This window comes from Micromonospora sp. CNZ299 (assembly GCF_002754415.1).
In genome coordinates this window covers 205,835-221,546 of sequence record NZ_PEFG01000001.1, presented here as the reverse complement: position 1 = coordinate 221,546, position 15,712 = coordinate 205,835, and the positions used below count along the sequence as shown (strand labels likewise).

The following is a 15,712-nucleotide window of genomic DNA, read 5'->3' as shown; positions in this document are numbered from 1 at the left end:
ATTGAAACTTCTATTCATTGCCGGGTTGACTGTCGTCCATGCGTACCCGCAGACGAACCGCCCGCCGCACCGGCGTCCTGCTGCTGACGCCGCTGCTCGCCCTGGCCCTGTCACCGCCGGCCACCGCCGCGCCCACCGTCACCCCGTCCCCAGTCGCCTCGCCGTACCTGGCCTCACCCACGATCGCGGAGGACGCGCCGCCCGCGTCCTCCCGCCCGGCCGGCTCGGTCAGCCTGGCCGCCGCCCCGACAGCCGCGACCGCCCCGACCGCCCCGACCGCCGTCGCTGGTGGCCTGGAGCCGGCCGGCGGGCTGGAGACCACGAAGGCCACCCGGCCGGTCGCCCCGGGCGTGCAGCTGACGTCCTTCGACAGGTACGACGCCGAGGGCTGGCTGCGCGCCGACGCGCTCACCACCGATCTGGCCGGTGGCTCCACCGTCGACTACGTCAACTCCGGCGCGGTCAGCCGGGCCGAGCCGCTGCGACAGGCGGTGGACCAGTCGCGCGCGGTCGCCGCGGTCAACGGCGACTTCTTCGACATCAACAACTCGGGTGCCGCCCAGGGCGTCGGCGTCCGGGACGGCGAGCTGATCCAGTCCGGGGTCAGCGGTCACCGCAACGCGGTGGCGGTCACCACGAACGGCCTCGGCCGGGTGATCGAGGTGAACTTCGACGGCAGCGCCACCCTGCCCACCGGGCCGGTCCCGCTGACCCAGTTCAACAACATGGTCCAGGCCGACGGCATCGGAGCGTTCACCGAGCTGTGGGGGACGTACACCCGGCAGCGTGCCGTGGAGGGCGCGGCCCGGGTGGTCGAGGTCACCGTGACCAACGGTCGGGTGGCCGCGGTGGGAAGCGTGGCCGGCAGCGGCCCGATCGCCGCAGGCAGCACCGTGCTGCTCGGCCGCGACCTCGGCGCGGACGCGCTGGCCGGCCTGCGCGCCGGTGACCCGGTGACGGTTGCCTGGCGGCCGAAGCCCTCCGACGGCAGCACCCTGCACGCGGCGGTCGGGGGCGGCAACGTCCTGGTCCGCGACGGCGTAGTGCAGAGCATCGCCGATCCGACCCTCGCCCCCCGCACCGCTGTCGGGTTCAGCGCCGACGGTCGGAAGATGATCATGCTCACGGTGGACGGTCGTCAGGTCGACAGCCGCGGCGTGACGCAGACCGAGATGGGCCGGATGATGGCCGAGCTGGGCGCCCACCACGCGCTCAACCTGGATGGCGGCGGATCGTCCACGCTGCTGGCCCGGGAGCCGGGCGCGCCCGCCGTGCAGGTGGAGAACGGCCCCTCCGACGGCAGCGAGCGGGCAGTGCCCAACGGCCTGGCCATCTACGCGCCGAAGGGCAGCGGGCGACTCACCGGCTACTGGGTCGAGACGGCCAGCGACCCCACCGCCGCCCCGGGTGTCTCACCGGTGCGAGGTGGACGGCCCGACCGGGTCTTCCCGGGGCTGACCCGCACCCTCACCGCATCCGGCTACGACGAGACGTACGGCCCGGCGGCCGGCGCTCCCACCTGGCGGGCGAACCCGGCGGTACGCGGCCGGATCGACCGTGACGGCGTGTTCCACGCCGGCGCGCCGGGGGCCAGCACGGTCACCGCCGCACGGGGCCGGGTCACCGGCTCCCTGAACCTCACAGTGCTCGGCCCGCTGGCCCGGATCGGCACCACCACGCCACGGGTCGGGCTGACCGGGCGGGACGGCAACGCCCTGGTCGGCGTGGTCGGGTACGACGCCGAAGGCAACACCGCGCCGATCGAGCCGGCCGACCTCACCCTCGACTACGACCGGGACCTGCTGCGGATCACCCCCACCGGGGACGGCAACCTGTCCGTCGCCGCGTTGGGGGACACCGGCTCCGGCCTGGTGACCGTTCGCGTCGGCCGCACGAGCGTGGTCCTGCCGGTCACCGTCGGCCTGACCGACGTGCCGGTCGCCGGGTTCGACGACGCCGCTTCCTGGCGGTTCAGCCAGGCCCGCGCCAGCGGGTCGGTCGCGCCCGCGCCGGGGCACACCGGCACCGGCCTGCGCATGTCGTACGACTTCGGCCAGTCCACCGGCACGCGGGCCGCGTACGCCGACCCGCCCGCCTGGATCGAGGTGCCCGGTCAGCCGCAGGCCTTCGGGATGTGGATCCACGGCAACGGCACCGGGGAGTGGCCCAGCCTGCACCTGCACGACGCCCAGGACACCCAGCACGTGCTGCGGGGCCCACTGATCACCTGGACCGGCTGGCGGTACGTGGAGTTCGCGGTGCCGGCCGGGGTGCAGTACCCGGTGCGGGTACGCCGCTTCTACGTGGCCGAGACGAACGCCGCCGCGCAGTACACCAGCGAGGTGATCATCGACGACCTGGTGGCGAAGGTGCCCCCGACGGTCGACGTGCCGGAGGTGGCCCCGCGTACCGATCGGGTGGTGGTCCGCGACGGCACTGTGGACGGCGCGCCGTGGCGGTTCGCGGTGCTCTCCGACGCCCAGTTCGTCGCCGCCGACCCGGACAGCGACCTGGTCGCCCAGGCCCGGCGGACGTTGCGCGAGGTGCGGGCGGCCCGGCCGGACTTCCTCCTGATCAACGGCGACTTCGTGGACACCGCCTACCCGGCCGACTTCGCGCTGGCCCGGCGGATCCTCGACGAGGAGTTGGGCGACGCGCTGCCCTGGTACTACGTGCCCGGCAACCACGAGATCATGGGCGCCCCGATCAGCAACTTCGCTGCCGCGTTCGGTGCCACCTCCCGGGTGTTCGACCACAACGGCACCCGGTTCGTCACGCTGAACTCGTCCACCGGGACGCTGCGCGGCGGCGGCTTCGACCAGGTACGGATGCTCCGCGAGACGCTGGACGCGGCGGCCACCGACCGACGTGTGGGTTCGGTCGTCGTCCTGCACCACCACCCGCCGCGCGACCCCAGCCCGGCGCAGGCCAGCCAGCTCGGCGACCGCAAGGAGGCGGCGCTGCTGGAGCAGTGGCTGGCCGATTTCCAGCATCGCACCGGCAAGGGAGCGCTGTTCGTGGGCGGGCACGTCGGCACCTTCCACGCCGACCGGGTCGACGGTGTGCCGTACGTGATCAACGGCAATGCGGGCAAGACGCCGTCCACCCCTGCCGACCAGGGTGGCTTCACCGGCTGGACGGAGTTCGGCGTGGACCCGGTGACCCCGACCGAGGCGGACCGGGCCCGCCGTGACCCGCTCGCCGAGGGCCCACGCTGGGTGGACGCGGAGTTCCACGCGCACGTCGACCGGCTCACGGTGGCCGCCCCGGCCAGCGTCGCGGTCGGCACCCCCGCGACGGTCACCGCCACACTGGCCCAGCCCAGCGGGCGTACGGTCCCGGTGGCCGCACCGGTCAGCGCCGACTGGTCGGCCTCGCCGGGAGTGCACATCGGCTCGGCGGCCGGGGTGCGCCCATGGCACACCGCCCGATTCGACCCGGCCACCGGCACCCTGACGGCACTGCGGCCCGCCGCGCCGCTACGCCTGACGGTGGAGGTCAACGGCGCCCGTGCCGAGGCCACCATCACCGTCACCAGGTGAACTGTCCGGACGGGCCCCCACGCGCGGGGCCCGTCCGGACCCCTCAGAAGTCGCCGTCGGCCACCTGGAAGACGGTCAGCCCGAGGGCCCGCCACATCTGGACCACCTGGACACGGTCGTCGAAGACGCCGGCCACCCGGTATCGGTCCTTGATCTCCCGGTCGTAGATCTCCCGCTTCACGATCGAGTCCTTCCGGGAGTCGCCGACGGCACGCAGGTGCAGGCCGAGGTAGGGGATCCGGACGTGCCGGGCCAGCCACGCCTCGGTGGCCGCTCGGGCGGAGGCGTCCCTCCCGGAGCAGAAGACCACCCCGTACCCGGCCGCGTGCATCGCCCGGACCGCCGCGATCACCGCCGTGTTCGGCTCGTCCTCGCCCACCCGGGTCATGTCGTACGGGCTGCGGGAAACGGCCAGCGCGACGGTGCCGTCGATGTCCACCAGCACGATCTCGGGTGGCTCGGTCGACGGCGGGTGCACGACGGCGGGGCGTCCGGTGCGGGCCTGCGGCACCGGCAACGGCAGGGTCCGCCCCTCCAGGTACCGCTCGTGCAGTCGACGGATCGCCTCGGCGCCGACCTGTTCGGCGGCCGGGCGCGCGGCGTCGCGGCGCAGACACTCGGCCAGCGGCACGTCGGTGAAGTCGTGCACCTCGAAGTCCGCGCCGTGGCGGGCGGCCAGCTCGGCCCAGTCACGCAGCGTCCGTGAGCGCAGGTTGGTGTCGTCCACGCAGACGTCCGCGCGGGCCCGCAGCAACGCCTCGACCTGGGCCCGCTGGACGACTGTCACCTGGGCCTCGGCCCACTGGGTGAACAGCCGCTCGCCGTGCAGCATCCGGCGCAGGTCGTCCCGGTTGACCCGGACCACGGAGGGTTGGAGCGTGCGGGCGAACGTCGTCTTACCCGAGGCGGGCAGTCCCCGGGTGGCGATCAGGCGGGTCATCGACGTCGCACCTCCGGCTCGGCGTGCGTACCCCCTGCGGGGTACCTGGCGGCGGTCCGCCGGGTCGACGAATGCCCCGTCGGGCGGTGGGAATGCGGACGGGTAGGCACGTGTTGACGATGCCGGACGAGGTGTGCGGCCCGATTACCGGGTCGGCTCAGGCCCATGGCACACTGGTCAATCGGCCACCGGTTCCGGTTCACGCCCGAGCCCGTCGCGTACGGCGCGACGAGCGATGACGGCGACCCGGCGACCACCAACGAGAGGACCGAGGCGATGAAGGCAAACATCCACCCGGAGTACGTGACCACCGAGGTCAGCTGCTCCTGTGGCAACACGTTCACGACCCGCAGCACCGCCAAGGGCGGGGCGATCCACGCCGAGACCTGCAGCGCCTGCCACCCGTTCTACACCGGTAAGCAGCGCGTTCTCGACACCGCCGGCCGGGTCGCGAAGTTCCAGCAGAAGTACGCCAAGGTTCAGGCCAAGAAGGCCAAGTAGTTCCACGTTCGGCGCCCGCGTCCGGTTTTTGCCGGATGCGGGCGCCGTCCGCATTTCTCCCAGTTTCCGCCCGGCCGCCGGCCTTCCGGCTCTCCCGGCTCGCACCGTCGAAGGAGCATCCGCAGCATGAGCAGCGAGCGTCTGGCCGGCCTCCTCGACGAGTACGCGGAGCTGGAGAAGCGGCTGGCCGATCCGGCCATCCACGCCGACCAGGCGACCGCGCGCAGGGTGGGCCGCCGCTACGCCGAGCTGGTGCCGCTGCACAAGGCCGCCGACGAGCTGGAACAGGCCCGCGCCGACCTGGTGGCGGCCCGCGAGCTTGCCGCGGAGGACCCGTCCTTCGCGAGCGAGGCGGAGTCGATCGCCGCGACCCTGCCCGTGCTGGAGGAACGCCTCGCCGAGCTGCTCATCCCGCGCGACCCGCACGACGCCAAGGACGTGATCGTCGAGATCAAGGCGGGCGAGGGTGGCGAGGAGTCGGCGCTGTTCGCCGGCGACCTGCTGCGGATGTACACCCGCTATGCCGAGCGCCACGGCTGGGTCACCGAGGTGATCGACGCGCAGGATTCCGACCTCGGCGGGGTCAAGGACGTCTCGCTCGCCATCAAGACCAAGGGTGTGCCGGAGGGCGGCAGCGGCGTCTGGTCCCGACTCAAGTGGGAGGGCGGCGTGCACCGCGTGCAGCGTGTCCCGGTCACCGAGTCGCAGGGCCGGATCCACACCTCCGCCGCCGGGGTGCTGGTGCTGCCGGAGGCCGAGGACGTCGACGTCACCATCGACGCGAACGACCTGCGCATCGACGTGTTCCGCTCGTCCGGCCCGGGCGGCCAGTCGGTCAACACGACCGACTCGGCGGTGCGGATCACCCACCTGCCGACCGGCATCGTCGTCTCCTGCCAGAACGAGAAGTCCCAGTTGCAGAACCGGGAGCAGGCGATGCGGATCATGCGGGCCCGGCTGCTGGCCGCCGCCCAGGAGCAGGCCGACGCCGCCGCCTCGGACGCCCGGAAGGCCCAGGTGCGCACGGTGGACCGCTCGGAGCGGATCCGCACCTACAACTACCCGCAGAACCGGATCACCGACCACCGGATCGGCTACACGGCGTACAACCTCGACCTGGCGCTCGCCGGCGAGCTGGACGGGGTGCTGGACGCCCTGACGGAGGCGGACCGCGCCGCCCGGCTGGCCGGCGACACCGAGCTGACCCGCCGCTGAGCAGCCCGGCCGACGGCGACCCGTCGCCGTCGATCATGGGATTGTGGTGGGTGGTTTGTCACATCGTGGGCCTTTGGTGAGGCACCACAAGTTCTTGATCGACGCGAGCCCTGGCGGTCAGCTCGCGCGGGGACGGGACTTGGCGCGCAGCATCTCCCGGTCGGCCAGCTCGAAGGCGACGCTGAGCGCGTCGCGCAGCCCGCTGCCGCCGGAGACCTCCGCGAAGCCGATGCTCACCCCGACCGGCGTGCCCGGCACCAGCGACTCCCAGTCCTCGAGTCGGACGGCGGCCTCGATCCGGCGGGCCACCTCGGCGGCCTCGGTCATGCCGGTGTCCGGCAGCACCACGACGAACTCGTCACCGCCGTAGCGGGCGACGAAGTCGCCCCGGCGCATCACCCGGTTGATCACCCCGGCGATGCGTTGGAGCACCAGGTCGCCGGAGTGGTGGCCGTGCCGGGTGTTGACCGCCTTGAAGCCGTCCAGGTCGCAGACGCCGATCACGACCCGCTCGCCCCGGGTGACCACTGCCGTGATGTACCGCTCCAGCCGGCGTCGGTTGGGCAGCCCGGTGAGCGGGTCGGTCAACGCCTCGCCCTCGAACCGCGCCGCCTCGCGGCGCATCTCCTCGTGGTCGATGCGGGCGGCGATGCCGTCGATGTAGACGTCCCGCAGCCGGTCGTTGCGTTGGGCGGCGAGCCGGAACGCCAGGCGGTCGGCCCGGTGCGCCGCCGGGTGGTCTCCGGCGCGGGTCAGCGCGATGCTGCGCAGCCGGGCCGGCTCGGCCGCTCCGAGCGTCTCGGTGGAAACGTGCACGGTGTCCAACCGGGTGACCGCCTCGATCGGCCGCCCGGCGGCCACGGCGAGGCACACCTGCCCGAGCTGCCGCATGTCGCGGGCGCGGGCGCTGTCCCCGCCGTGGCTAATCAACCGGGACGGCTCGGCCTCCCCGGTGGTCGCCACCTGGTCGCCGAGCGCGGCCTGCCGAGCCGCCGCGTAGCCGTAAGCGGCGAGGCTGCTCGGGCGGAGCTGGCCGGCCCGCCCGGTGCGGACGAAGCGGGCCAGGTCGGCGGCCACGTCCCGGAGCACCCGCAGGCATCCGTCGCTGTCGCCGTTGTGGTCCAGTGCCACCGCGTTGCGCAGCCGGATGCCCGGGGCGGCGAACGTCTCCTCGGGGATGCCGGCGGTCAGCCCGAGCTGACGGGCCCGCTCGATGGCGCCGAGGGCGTAACCGTGGAAGCTGAGGTAGCTGTAGGCCATCGCCAGGTCGTGCCAACCCCAGGCGGTGTCCCGGTCCGGGTCCTCCACCGCGCCCAGGGCGCGGGCGGCTCGGACGAGGTGCATGACGCAGCGGTCCAGTGCGCCCTGGTGGTGGGCGGCGAGCGCGGCCAGCGCGTTGAGGTGCCCGTGCAGGTATGGCTCGGCGAGGTCGCGAACCGCCGCCGACGCCTCCTCGATGGCCCGGGTGAACTCCGCGGTCCGACCGAGATTGATCAGTGCGGAGAGGCGCTGCACCAGCGCGTCCGCTCGCGCGGCCGGGTCGGCCGTGGTGCGGATCACACGCTCCAGCAGGACGTACGACTCCGCGGAACGGCTGGCCTCCTGCAGTGCACGGGCGTGCGTGAGGACATCAACCTGGTCATCGACCCGGTCGAGCCAGCCCACCCGCCAACCTCCTGCCGTGCGCCTGGGCGCACCTGTTCGTCGCGTCGCCCGCGACGCTTCATGATTATGTCGTGAGTACTCTGCCGCAACACCCCCCCGGAGGGACAGGCCCCATCCGTCCGTCCGCCGCAGTGGCCCGATCGGCCCGGGTGCTCGCCGCCGCCGGGGTCGGCTCGGCCCGGGTGGAGGCCGAGTTGCTGGCCGCGTACGTGCTCGGGGTGCCCCGGGGTCGGCTGGCGCTCGCCGACGACCTCAGCGACGACCAGCTGGCGCGGCTCGACGACCTGACGCGTCGTCGCGCCGGGCGGGAACCGTTGCAGCATCTGACCGGTCGGGCCGGGTTCCGTCACCTTGAGTTGCTGGTCGGTCCGGGTGTCTTCGTGCCCCGGCCGGAGACCGAGTTGCTGGCCGGGTGGGGCGTCGAGCAGGCCCAGGGCCGGCCCGACCCGGTGGTGGTCGACCTGTGCAGCGGCTCGGGCGCCATCGCGCTGGCGGTCGCCCAGGAGCTGCCGGGGGCGCGGGTGATCGCGGTGGAGCGGTCCCCGGCGGCGTTGGCCTGGCTGCGGCGCAACGCGGCGGAGCGGGCCGCGGCGGGGGACCGGCCGATCGAGGTGGTCGAGGCCGACGTGACAGCGCCGGATCTGCTGGCGGACCTGGTGGGCAGAGTGGACGTGCTGCTCTGCAACCCGCCGTACGTGCCGGACGACGTGGTGGTCCCGCCGGAGGTGGCCGGGCACGACCCGGCGGAGGCGGTCTTCGGCGGCGCGGACGGTCTGGCGGTGATCCGGCCGGTCGTCACCCGGGCGGCGGCGTTGCTGCGCCCCGGTGGCGCGTTCGGGGTGGAGCACGACGACACACACGGCGCGGCGGTGCCCGGGCTGCTCGCCGGGCACGGCGGGTTCAGCGCTGTCACGGAGCATCGGGACCTCACCGGACGGCCCCGCTTCGCCACCGCGTCCCGACGGGCGGACGGCCAGCACGCCCCGATCGGGGCGGCGTGGCAGACTGACTCCCCGTGATGCTCTACGACTGCCGGTCGCCCGCCGATCGGGACCGCGGCATCGCTGCGGCGATCGAGGCGGTCAAGAACGGCGAGCTGGTCGTCCTTCCGACGGACACCGTGTACGGGATCGGCGCGGACGCGTTCACCCCGTACGCGGTCAAGGCGCTGCTCGATGCCAAGGGCCGGGGTCGGCAGATGCCGCCGCCGGTGCTGATCGGCTCGCGGCACACCCTGGACGGGTTGGTCTTCTCGCTGCCCACCGCCGCACGGGACCTCGTGGAGGCGTTCTGGCCGGGTGCCCTGACGATCGTCGTCGAGCACTCGCCGAGCCTCCAGTGGGATCTGGGCGACAAGACGGGCACGGTGGCGGTGCGGATGCCGCTGCACCCGGTGGCGCTGGAGGTGCTGCGCGAGACCGGCCCGATGGCGGTCTCGTCGGCCAACAAGACCGGCCAGCCCGCCGCGGTGACCGCCGAGGAGGCGCGTGACCAGCTCAGCTACTCGGTGCGGGCCTACCTGGAGGCCGGGCCCTGCCCGGACCCGGTGCCCAGCACGATCGTGGATCTGACCGGTGAGGTGCCGCAACTGCTGCGGGCGGGGGCGATCCCGTTGGAGAAGCTGCGCGATGTCGTACCGGACCTCATCGACGGTCGGGCGGTCTGAGTGCCCCCGTTCACGGTGCTGCACGTGTGCATGGGCAACATCTGCCGCTCGCCGATGGCGGAGCGGCTGCTCGCCTTGGCGGTGCGGGAGCGGTTGACGCGGCGTGCGGAGGACCCGGCCCGGGCCGAGGAGCTGGTGCACAGCCACAGCGCCGGGACGGGTGGTTGGCACGCGGGCGAGGAGATGAACCCGCCGGCGGCGCGGCAGGTGAACGGCCGGGGTGGGGACGTCGAGGGGTTCGCCGCCCGTAAGTTGCGCTCGGACCACATCGACGCCGCCGACCTGGTCCTGACCGCCACGGCGGACCAGCAGGAGTACGTGGTGGCGCTGCGGCCGGACGCGGCGGCCCGCACGTTCGTGCTGGGGGAGTTCGGCCGGCTGCTGGCCGCGGTGGACGCCACCGCGTTGCCGCCGGGTGACGCCACCCCGGAGGCCGTTTACGCCCGGGGTGTGGCTCTGGTGGCTGCGGCCCATGACGTCCGGTTGGGCGCCTCGGCGTTGCCGACCGATGATCTGGACGACCCGTGGGGTCGCGGTGACCAGTGTTTCAGCCGGGTCGCCGACGAGATCGAGGAGACGGTGCACCCGCTGGCCGGCGCACTGCTGCCCTGAGCCTTGGTGCGAGTTTCCTCCGGGTTTGGGGAAAACCAGGGGCGAAAGGGGCTTTTCGGGTCATCCTGAACGGGTCCTAGCGTGACCGGCTCCTGCGGGGAGAGCTGATGATCCGGGCCCATCTCGACAAACTGCTGACCGTGGTGATCGCCGGAGTGCTGGCCGGGTTGGTGCTGGCCGCAGCTGCCCTGCCGGCGGCGCTGGCGTTCGGGATCGGGTTCAGCAACCTGTCCACGCCGTACTCGGAGCTGCCGAACACGCTCCGTACGCCGCCGACCGCCCAGCGCTCCAACCTCTACGCCAACGACGGCACCACCCTGATCACCTCCTTCTACCAGGAGGACCGGGTGGACGTGCCGCTGCACGAGGTGGCCCCGGTGATGCGCCAGGCGATCGTCGCCGCCGAGGACGTCCGGTTCTACCAGCACAGCGGCGTGGACCTGCGCGGCGTGGTGCGCGCGTTCACCGTCAACAAGCGGGACGGGCGGACGCGGCAGGGCGCCTCCACGTTGACCATGCAGTACGTCCGCAACGTGCTCAGCAGCGACCCCCGGCTGACCGAGACGCAGCGGGTGGCCGCCACCGAGGTCACCACGGTGCGCAAGCTCCAGGAGATGCGCTACGCGCTCGCGCTGGAACGGGAGCTCGACAAGGAGCAGATCCTCACCCGCTACCTCAACATCGCCTACTTCGGCGCCGGGGCGTACGGCATCGCGGCGGCCAGCAAGCGCTACTTCTCCCGGTCTCCGGCCGACCTGACCCTGTCCCAGGCGGCGCTGCTGGCCGGTCTGGTCCGGTCACCGGACAGCGACGACCCGATCAACGGCGACGCCGACGCCGCGCTGGCCCGACGGTCGTACGTGTTGGAGCGGCTTGTGGAGTCGGGGCAGGTGCCGGCGGACGCGGCGGCGGCGGCCCGGGCCGAACCGTTGCAGCTTCAGCCCAGTGAGACCCCGAACGACTGCACCGGGGTGCCCGAGGCGCACAACGACTGGGGCTTCTTCTGCGACTGGTTCACCCGCTGGTGGAGCAGCCAGTCCGCGTTCGGCGCGACGGCCGACGAGCGGCAGCGCGCGCTGCGCCGGGGCGGGTTCTCGATAGTGTCGTCGCTGGACCCGGGGGTGCAGCGGGCCACCACCGAGCAGGTGCTGAAGATCTATCGGCCGACGGACGCCGAGGCGGTGCCGACCGCCGTGGTGCAGCCGGGCACCGGGCGGGTGCTGGCGATGTCGGTGAACCGTGCCTACAGCGTGCAGGACAACCCGGTCGGGCAGAAGAACCGCCCCAACACCGTCAACCAGTTGGTCGCCGGCGGTGGGGCGATCGAGGGGTACCAGGGTGGCTCGACGTTCAAGCTCTTCACCATGCTGGCCGCGCTGGAGTCCGGCCTGCCGCTGTCGACCGACTTCGTGGCGCCGACCCAGTTGCTCACCCGCTTCCCGGTCACCGGGGCGGCGAGCTGTGACGGTCACTGGTGCCCGACGAACGCCAGCCCCTCGTCGATGGACGGCCCCCGCACCATGTGGAGCGCGTTCGGCCGTTCGGTGAACACGTACTTCGCCTGGCTCACCGAGAAGGTGGGCGCCGACCGGGTGGTGGAGATGGCCGAGCGGCTCGGCATCGTGCTGCGGGCCGACTCCGACGCCAAGCTGGCCCGCTACGGCGCGAAGAACTGGGGCCCGTTCACCCTGGGCGTGGCCGCGACGACGCCGCTGGACCTGGCCACCGCGTACGCCACGGTGGCGGCCGAGGGGACCTGGTGCGCACCGCTGCCGGTGGTCTCGATCACCGACTCGGGCGGCCGGCCGGTCGACGCCGCCAAGCCGGACTGCCGGCAGGTGCTCGACCCCGACGTGGCCCGGGCGGCCACCGACGCGGCGCGCTGCCCGGTCGGCGACCAGTCGATGTACGGGCGCTGCGACGGCGCCACCGCACCGGGGCTGCGCGCGCGGCTCGGCCGTCCGGTGGCCGGCAAGACCGGCAGCTCGGAGCGGTACGAGACGGAGACCGTGGTGGCGTTCACGCCGCAGTTGGCGGTCGCCTCGATGGCGGCGAACCCGGACGATCCCCGGGACGCGGTCGGCCAGGCGGTGCAGGCTCGGATGGTGGACGCGGTCGGCGAGGTGCTCGCCGTCGCCCTGCGCGACCAACCGGTACGCGACTTCGTCCCGCCGAGCGAACGAACCGCCCTCCAGGTCACCGGAGCCCGCACCGGCAACTGAGACCTGCGGGGATCAGGGGGCCTGTTCGGCGTTGCGCGCAATGTTGCGGGCCATCCCGCCGAAGACCACCGCGTGGAAGGGCGCCACCGACCCCCAGTAGGCGTGGCCGCTGAGCCCGCGTGGCAGGAAGACCGCGCGTTGCTGGTAGCGGCTGCGGCCGTCGTCAGTTGGCAGCACCCGCATCTCCAGCCAGGCCCGGCCGGGCAGCCGCATCTCGGCGCGCAGCCGGAGCAACTCGCCCGGGACGATCTCCTCGACCCGCCAGAAGTCCAGCGCCTCACCGACCTGGAGGCGGTGCGGGTCGCGTCGGCCCCGACGCAGCCCGACCCCGCCGACCAGCCGGTCCAGCCAGCCGCGGATCGACCAGGCGAGCGGGAACGAGTACCAGCCGTGCTCCCCGCCGACGCCCTCGACAACCCGCCAGAGCGCCGCCGGTGGGGCGTCCACCACCCTCTCGCGGACGTCGGTGTAGGCGGTGCCGCCGGACCACTTCGGGTCGGTGGGCAACGGCTCGGCGGGCGCGTCCGGGCCGCTCGCGTTCGACCAACGGGTCTCCACCTGGGCATCACGCACCTTGGCGAGCGCCAGCGCCACCGCGTCGTCGAAGCCGGTCAGCCCACCGGGTGGGTCCGGCACGTACCGGGCGATGTCGTGCTCGTGCGCGACCGCCTCGTGGATCAGGCTCTCCACCAGGGGACGGGCGATGGCATTCGGCACGGGGGTGACCAGGCCGACCCAGTGCGACGAGAGCGACGGGGTGAGCGCGCGGACCGGCACGATGATCCGTCGGCGCAGCCCGGCCACCCGGGCGTAGCGCTGCATCATGTCGAGGAAGGTCAGCACGTCCGGCCCGCCGATGTCGAAGCCCCGGTTGACGTCCGGCGGAAGCGCGATGGAGCCGGCCAGGTAGCGCAGCACGTCGCGGACCGCGATCGGTTGGATCCGGTTGTGGACCCAGCGCGGGGTGATCATGGCGGGTAGCCGCTCGGTCAGGTACCGCAGCATCTCGAACGACGCCGAGCCGGATCCGATGATCACCGCGGCCCGCAACACCGCCGTCGGCACCCCGCTGGCCAGCAGGATCCGGCCCACCTCGGCCCGGGACCGCAGGTGGGGGGACGGGACCTCCGCGTCGGACGCCGGTTCCGGCCCACCCAGGTAGACGATCCGGCGTACGCCGGCAGCGCGGGCCGCCGCCGCGAAGTTGGTCGCCGCCGTGCGGTCGGCCTCCTCGAAGTCGGGCCGGCCCAACGAGTGCACCAGGAAGTACGCGACGTCCACGTCGGCGAACGCGGCGGGCAGCGTCTCCGGCCGGCTCAGGTCCCCCTCGACGATCTCGGCCGCCGAGGCCCAGGGCACGTCCCGCAGCCGGACCGCCTTGCGGGCGAGGCAGCGGACGGTATGCCCGTCGGCCAGTAGCAGCGGCGTCAGCCGCCCGCCGATGTATCCCGTAGCTCCCGTGACGAGGCATCTCACAGGTCCCAGTGTGCGGCCCCCTAGACTCATCGGCTGTGGAGACCGAGACGAGTACCTTCTGGGGGCCGGATTTCGCGCAGCTCAGGACCACCGACCCGGAGATCGCCGCGGTGGTCCTCGGCGAGCTGGACCGGTTGCGGGGCGGCCTGCAGCTCATCGCCAGCGAAAACCTGACCTCGCCGGCGGTGCTGGCCGCGCTCGGCTCGACCCTGACCAACAAGTACGCCGAGGGCTACCCGGGCCGGCGCTACTACGGCGGCTGCGCCGAGGTGGACCGGGCCGAGGAGATCGGCATCGCCCGGGCCAAGGAGCTCTTCGGGGCCGAGCACGCCAACCTCCAGCCGCACTCCGGGGCGAGCGCCAACCTGGCCGCGTACGCCGCGCTGGTGCAGCCGGGTGACACGGTGCTGGCGATGGACCTGCCGCACGGCGGGCACCTCACCCACGGCAGCAGGGTGAACTTCTCCGGCAAGTGGTTCCACCCGGTCGGCTATCCGGTCCGGCCGGACACCGAGCAGATCGACTACGACGAGGTACGGGACCTGGCGCGGACGCACCGACCCAAGCTGATCATCTGTGGTGCCACCGCGTACCCCCGGCTGATCGACTTCGCCCGGTTCCGGGAGATCGCCGACGAGGTGGGCGCCTACCTGATGGTGGACGCCGCGCACTTCATCGGCCTTGTCGCCGGCCGGGCCATCCCGTCACCGGTGCCGTACGCCGACGTCGTCTGCGCCACCACCCACAAGGTGCTGCGGGGCCCACGCGGCGGCATGATCCTGTGCCGCGAGTCGCTGGCCCAGCGCATCGACAAGGCGGTCTTCCCGTTCACCCAGGGTGGCCCGCTGATGCATGCGGTCGCGGCCAAGGCGGTCGCGTTGCGCGAGGCCGCCCAGCCGGAGTTCCAGACGTACGCCAGGCAGGTGGTCACCAACGCCCAGGCGCTCGCCGCCGGGCTGGCCGACGAGGGTATGCGCCCGGTGTCCGGTGGCACCGACACCCACCTGGCCCTGATCGACCTGCGGGAGCTGGGGGTGACCGGCGCCGAGGCCGAGCGACGCTGCGACGCCGCGTCGATCACTCTCAACAAGAACGCCATCCCGTACGACCCGCAGCCGCCGATGGTGGCCTCCGGCATCCGGGTGGGCACGCCGAGCGTCACCACCCAGGGCATGCGGGAGGGGGAGCTGCGGCAGGTGGCCGCCCTGATCGCACGGGTGGTGCGCACCGATCCCGGAGCACCGGGCGGTGCCGACGAGCTGACCCGGATCGGTGCCGAGGTGGCCGAGCTGGTCGCGACGTTCCCGGCGTACCCCCGATGAGCGAGCCACGGACGGAGGAGCCACGGGCGGGTGAGCCGGGCGCGATCCGGGTTCGGCTGCCGTACCTCCGCCTTACGCTGCTGAGTTGTGCGGTGCTGGCGATACTGGCGGTCCCGCTCGCGGCGGTCCTGGAGGGTGCCGAGGGCGCCGCCGGAGCGGCGGCCGGGATTGCGCTGGTGGTGGTGAGCTATCTCATCTCCGGGCTCTCCGTTGCCTGGGCGGACGCCATCAACCCCCGCATGATCATGTCTGTCGGGTTGGTCACCTACGGTGTGAAGATCGTGATCCTCGGTCTGACCATGGCGGCCATCGCGGCCACCGGTTGGGGTGGTTTGCGGGTCATGGGCATGGCCGTCATCGCGGCCGTGGTGGTATGGACCGGAGCTCACCTGACCTGGGCGTTGCGGTCTCCGATGCCGACCTTCGAGGCGCAACGCGACTGAGCGGGTCCGACGGTGGGCTCCCCGACGGACGATTAGTCGGCTATTTTCCGGCTCTGTCGGGCTGCTCAGAGAGACTCGACGGGAGTAGCCTTGGCGACGGTTGACGCG

12 protein-coding genes are annotated in these 15,712 nt (G+C 72.9%); 9 read left to right on the top strand and 3 right to left on the bottom strand.

The genetic code is table 11. From position 1 onward, the window contains the following. The first annotated feature begins 38 nt into the window (after positions 1-38). The gene (locus tag CLT68_RS01075; RefSeq protein WP_099848215.1) at positions 39-3,542 is read left to right on the top strand and encodes a phosphodiester glycosidase family protein; all 3,504 of its coding nucleotides are present in this window, start codon (positions 39-41) and stop codon (positions 3,540-3,542) included. 43 nt (positions 3,543-3,585) lie between these two features. Here CLT68_RS01075 and CLT68_RS01070 read toward each other — a convergent pair whose 3' ends face one another. After that, positions 3,586-4,482: a phosphatase domain-containing protein gene (locus tag CLT68_RS01070; RefSeq protein ID WP_099848213.1), complete on the bottom strand. Its 897-nt coding sequence runs from the start codon at positions 4,480-4,482 to the stop codon at positions 3,586-3,588. A gap of 276 nt (positions 4,483-4,758) precedes the next feature. Here CLT68_RS01070 and rpmE point away from each other — a divergent pair, with 276 nt between their 5' ends. Further along, positions 4,759-4,983: a 50S ribosomal protein L31 gene (gene rpmE, locus CLT68_RS01065; protein ID WP_030333150.1), complete on the top strand. Its 225-nt coding sequence runs from the start codon at positions 4,759-4,761 to the stop codon at positions 4,981-4,983. A 126-nt stretch (positions 4,984-5,109) separates the two neighbouring features. Continuing rightward, positions 5,110-6,198 carry a peptide chain release factor 1 gene (prfA, locus tag CLT68_RS01060; protein ID WP_099848211.1) on the top strand — a complete coding sequence of 363 codons (1,089 nt, stop codon included), beginning with the start codon at positions 5,110-5,112 and terminating at the stop codon, positions 6,196-6,198. Between the two features lie 117 nt (positions 6,199-6,315). On the opposite strand, the gene CLT68_RS01055 is transcribed toward prfA, so the two are convergent. Further along, positions 6,316-7,863, bottom strand: coding sequence for a GGDEF domain-containing protein (locus CLT68_RS01055; RefSeq protein WP_099848209.1), 1,548 nt, complete (start codon positions 7,861-7,863; stop codon positions 6,316-6,318). A gap of 71 nt (positions 7,864-7,934) precedes the next feature. Between CLT68_RS01055 and prmC the strand changes: the two genes are divergently transcribed. The 4 genes from prmC to CLT68_RS01035 all read left to right on the top strand — a co-directional run bounded on the left by prmC (position 7,935) and on the right by CLT68_RS01035 (position 12,363). Further along, a complete protein-coding gene (prmC, locus tag CLT68_RS01050) occupies positions 7,935-8,882 on the top strand; it encodes a peptide chain release factor N(5)-glutamine methyltransferase (RefSeq protein WP_099848207.1) in 948 nt (315 codons plus the stop codon). Beyond that, the gene (locus CLT68_RS01045; RefSeq protein ID WP_088949923.1) at positions 8,882-9,529 is read left to right on the top strand and encodes an L-threonylcarbamoyladenylate synthase; all 648 of its coding nucleotides are present in this window, start codon (positions 8,882-8,884) and stop codon (positions 9,527-9,529) included. Before prmC ends, CLT68_RS01045 begins: the two co-directional genes overlap by 1 nt. Beyond that, complete coding sequence (locus CLT68_RS01040; protein WP_099848205.1) at positions 9,530-10,141, top strand: arsenate reductase/protein-tyrosine-phosphatase family protein; 612 nt, start codon at positions 9,530-9,532, stop codon at positions 10,139-10,141. Positions 10,142-10,248: 107 nt separating this feature from the next. Next, complete coding sequence (locus CLT68_RS01035) at positions 10,249-12,363, top strand: transglycosylase domain-containing protein (protein WP_099848203.1); 2,115 nt, start codon at positions 10,249-10,251, stop codon at positions 12,361-12,363. A gap of 12 nt (positions 12,364-12,375) precedes the next feature. Here the strand turns inward: CLT68_RS01035 and CLT68_RS01030 are convergent, their stop codons facing one another. Then, on the bottom strand, positions 12,376-13,839 hold the full coding sequence (locus CLT68_RS01030) for an SDR family oxidoreductase (RefSeq protein ID WP_088949920.1): 1,464 nt from the start codon (positions 13,837-13,839) through the stop codon (positions 12,376-12,378). A gap of 35 nt (positions 13,840-13,874) precedes the next feature. Between CLT68_RS01030 and CLT68_RS01025 the strand changes: the two genes are divergently transcribed. Together CLT68_RS01025 and CLT68_RS01020 are read left to right on the top strand one after the other, a co-directional pair. Next, entirely contained in the window at positions 13,875-15,161 is a 1,287-nt protein-coding gene (locus CLT68_RS01025) for a serine hydroxymethyltransferase (RefSeq protein WP_199176960.1), read from the top strand. After that, positions 15,158-15,604 carry a hypothetical protein gene (locus CLT68_RS01020; protein WP_099848199.1) on the top strand — a complete coding sequence of 149 codons (447 nt, stop codon included), beginning with the start codon at positions 15,158-15,160 and terminating at the stop codon, positions 15,602-15,604. Before CLT68_RS01025 ends, CLT68_RS01020 begins: the two co-directional genes overlap by 4 nt. The last annotated feature ends 108 nt before the right edge of the window (positions 15,605-15,712 follow it).

Bases quoted from the DNA above. Each gene is read 5' to 3' on its own strand.
- CLT68_RS01035 (WP_099848203.1), top strand. From the start codon at position 10,249: ATGATCCGGGCCCATCTCGACAAACTGCTGACCGTGGTGATCGCCGGA.
- CLT68_RS01045 (WP_088949923.1), top strand. From the start codon at position 8,882: ATGCTCTACGACTGCCGGTCGCCCGCCGATCGGGACCGCGGCATCGCT.
- CLT68_RS01020 (WP_099848199.1), top strand. From the start codon at position 15,158: ATGAGCGAGCCACGGACGGAGGAGCCACGGGCGGGTGAGCCGGGCGCG.
- prfA (WP_099848211.1), top strand. From the start codon at position 5,110: ATGAGCAGCGAGCGTCTGGCCGGCCTCCTCGACGAGTACGCGGAGCTG.
- CLT68_RS01070 (WP_099848213.1), bottom strand. From the start codon at position 4,482: ATGACCCGCCTGATCGCCACCCGGGGACTGCCCGCCTCGGGTAAGACG.
- CLT68_RS01075 (WP_099848215.1), top strand. From the start codon at position 39: ATGCGTACCCGCAGACGAACCGCCCGCCGCACCGGCGTCCTGCTGCTG.
- rpmE (WP_030333150.1), top strand. From the start codon at position 4,759: ATGAAGGCAAACATCCACCCGGAGTACGTGACCACCGAGGTCAGCTGC.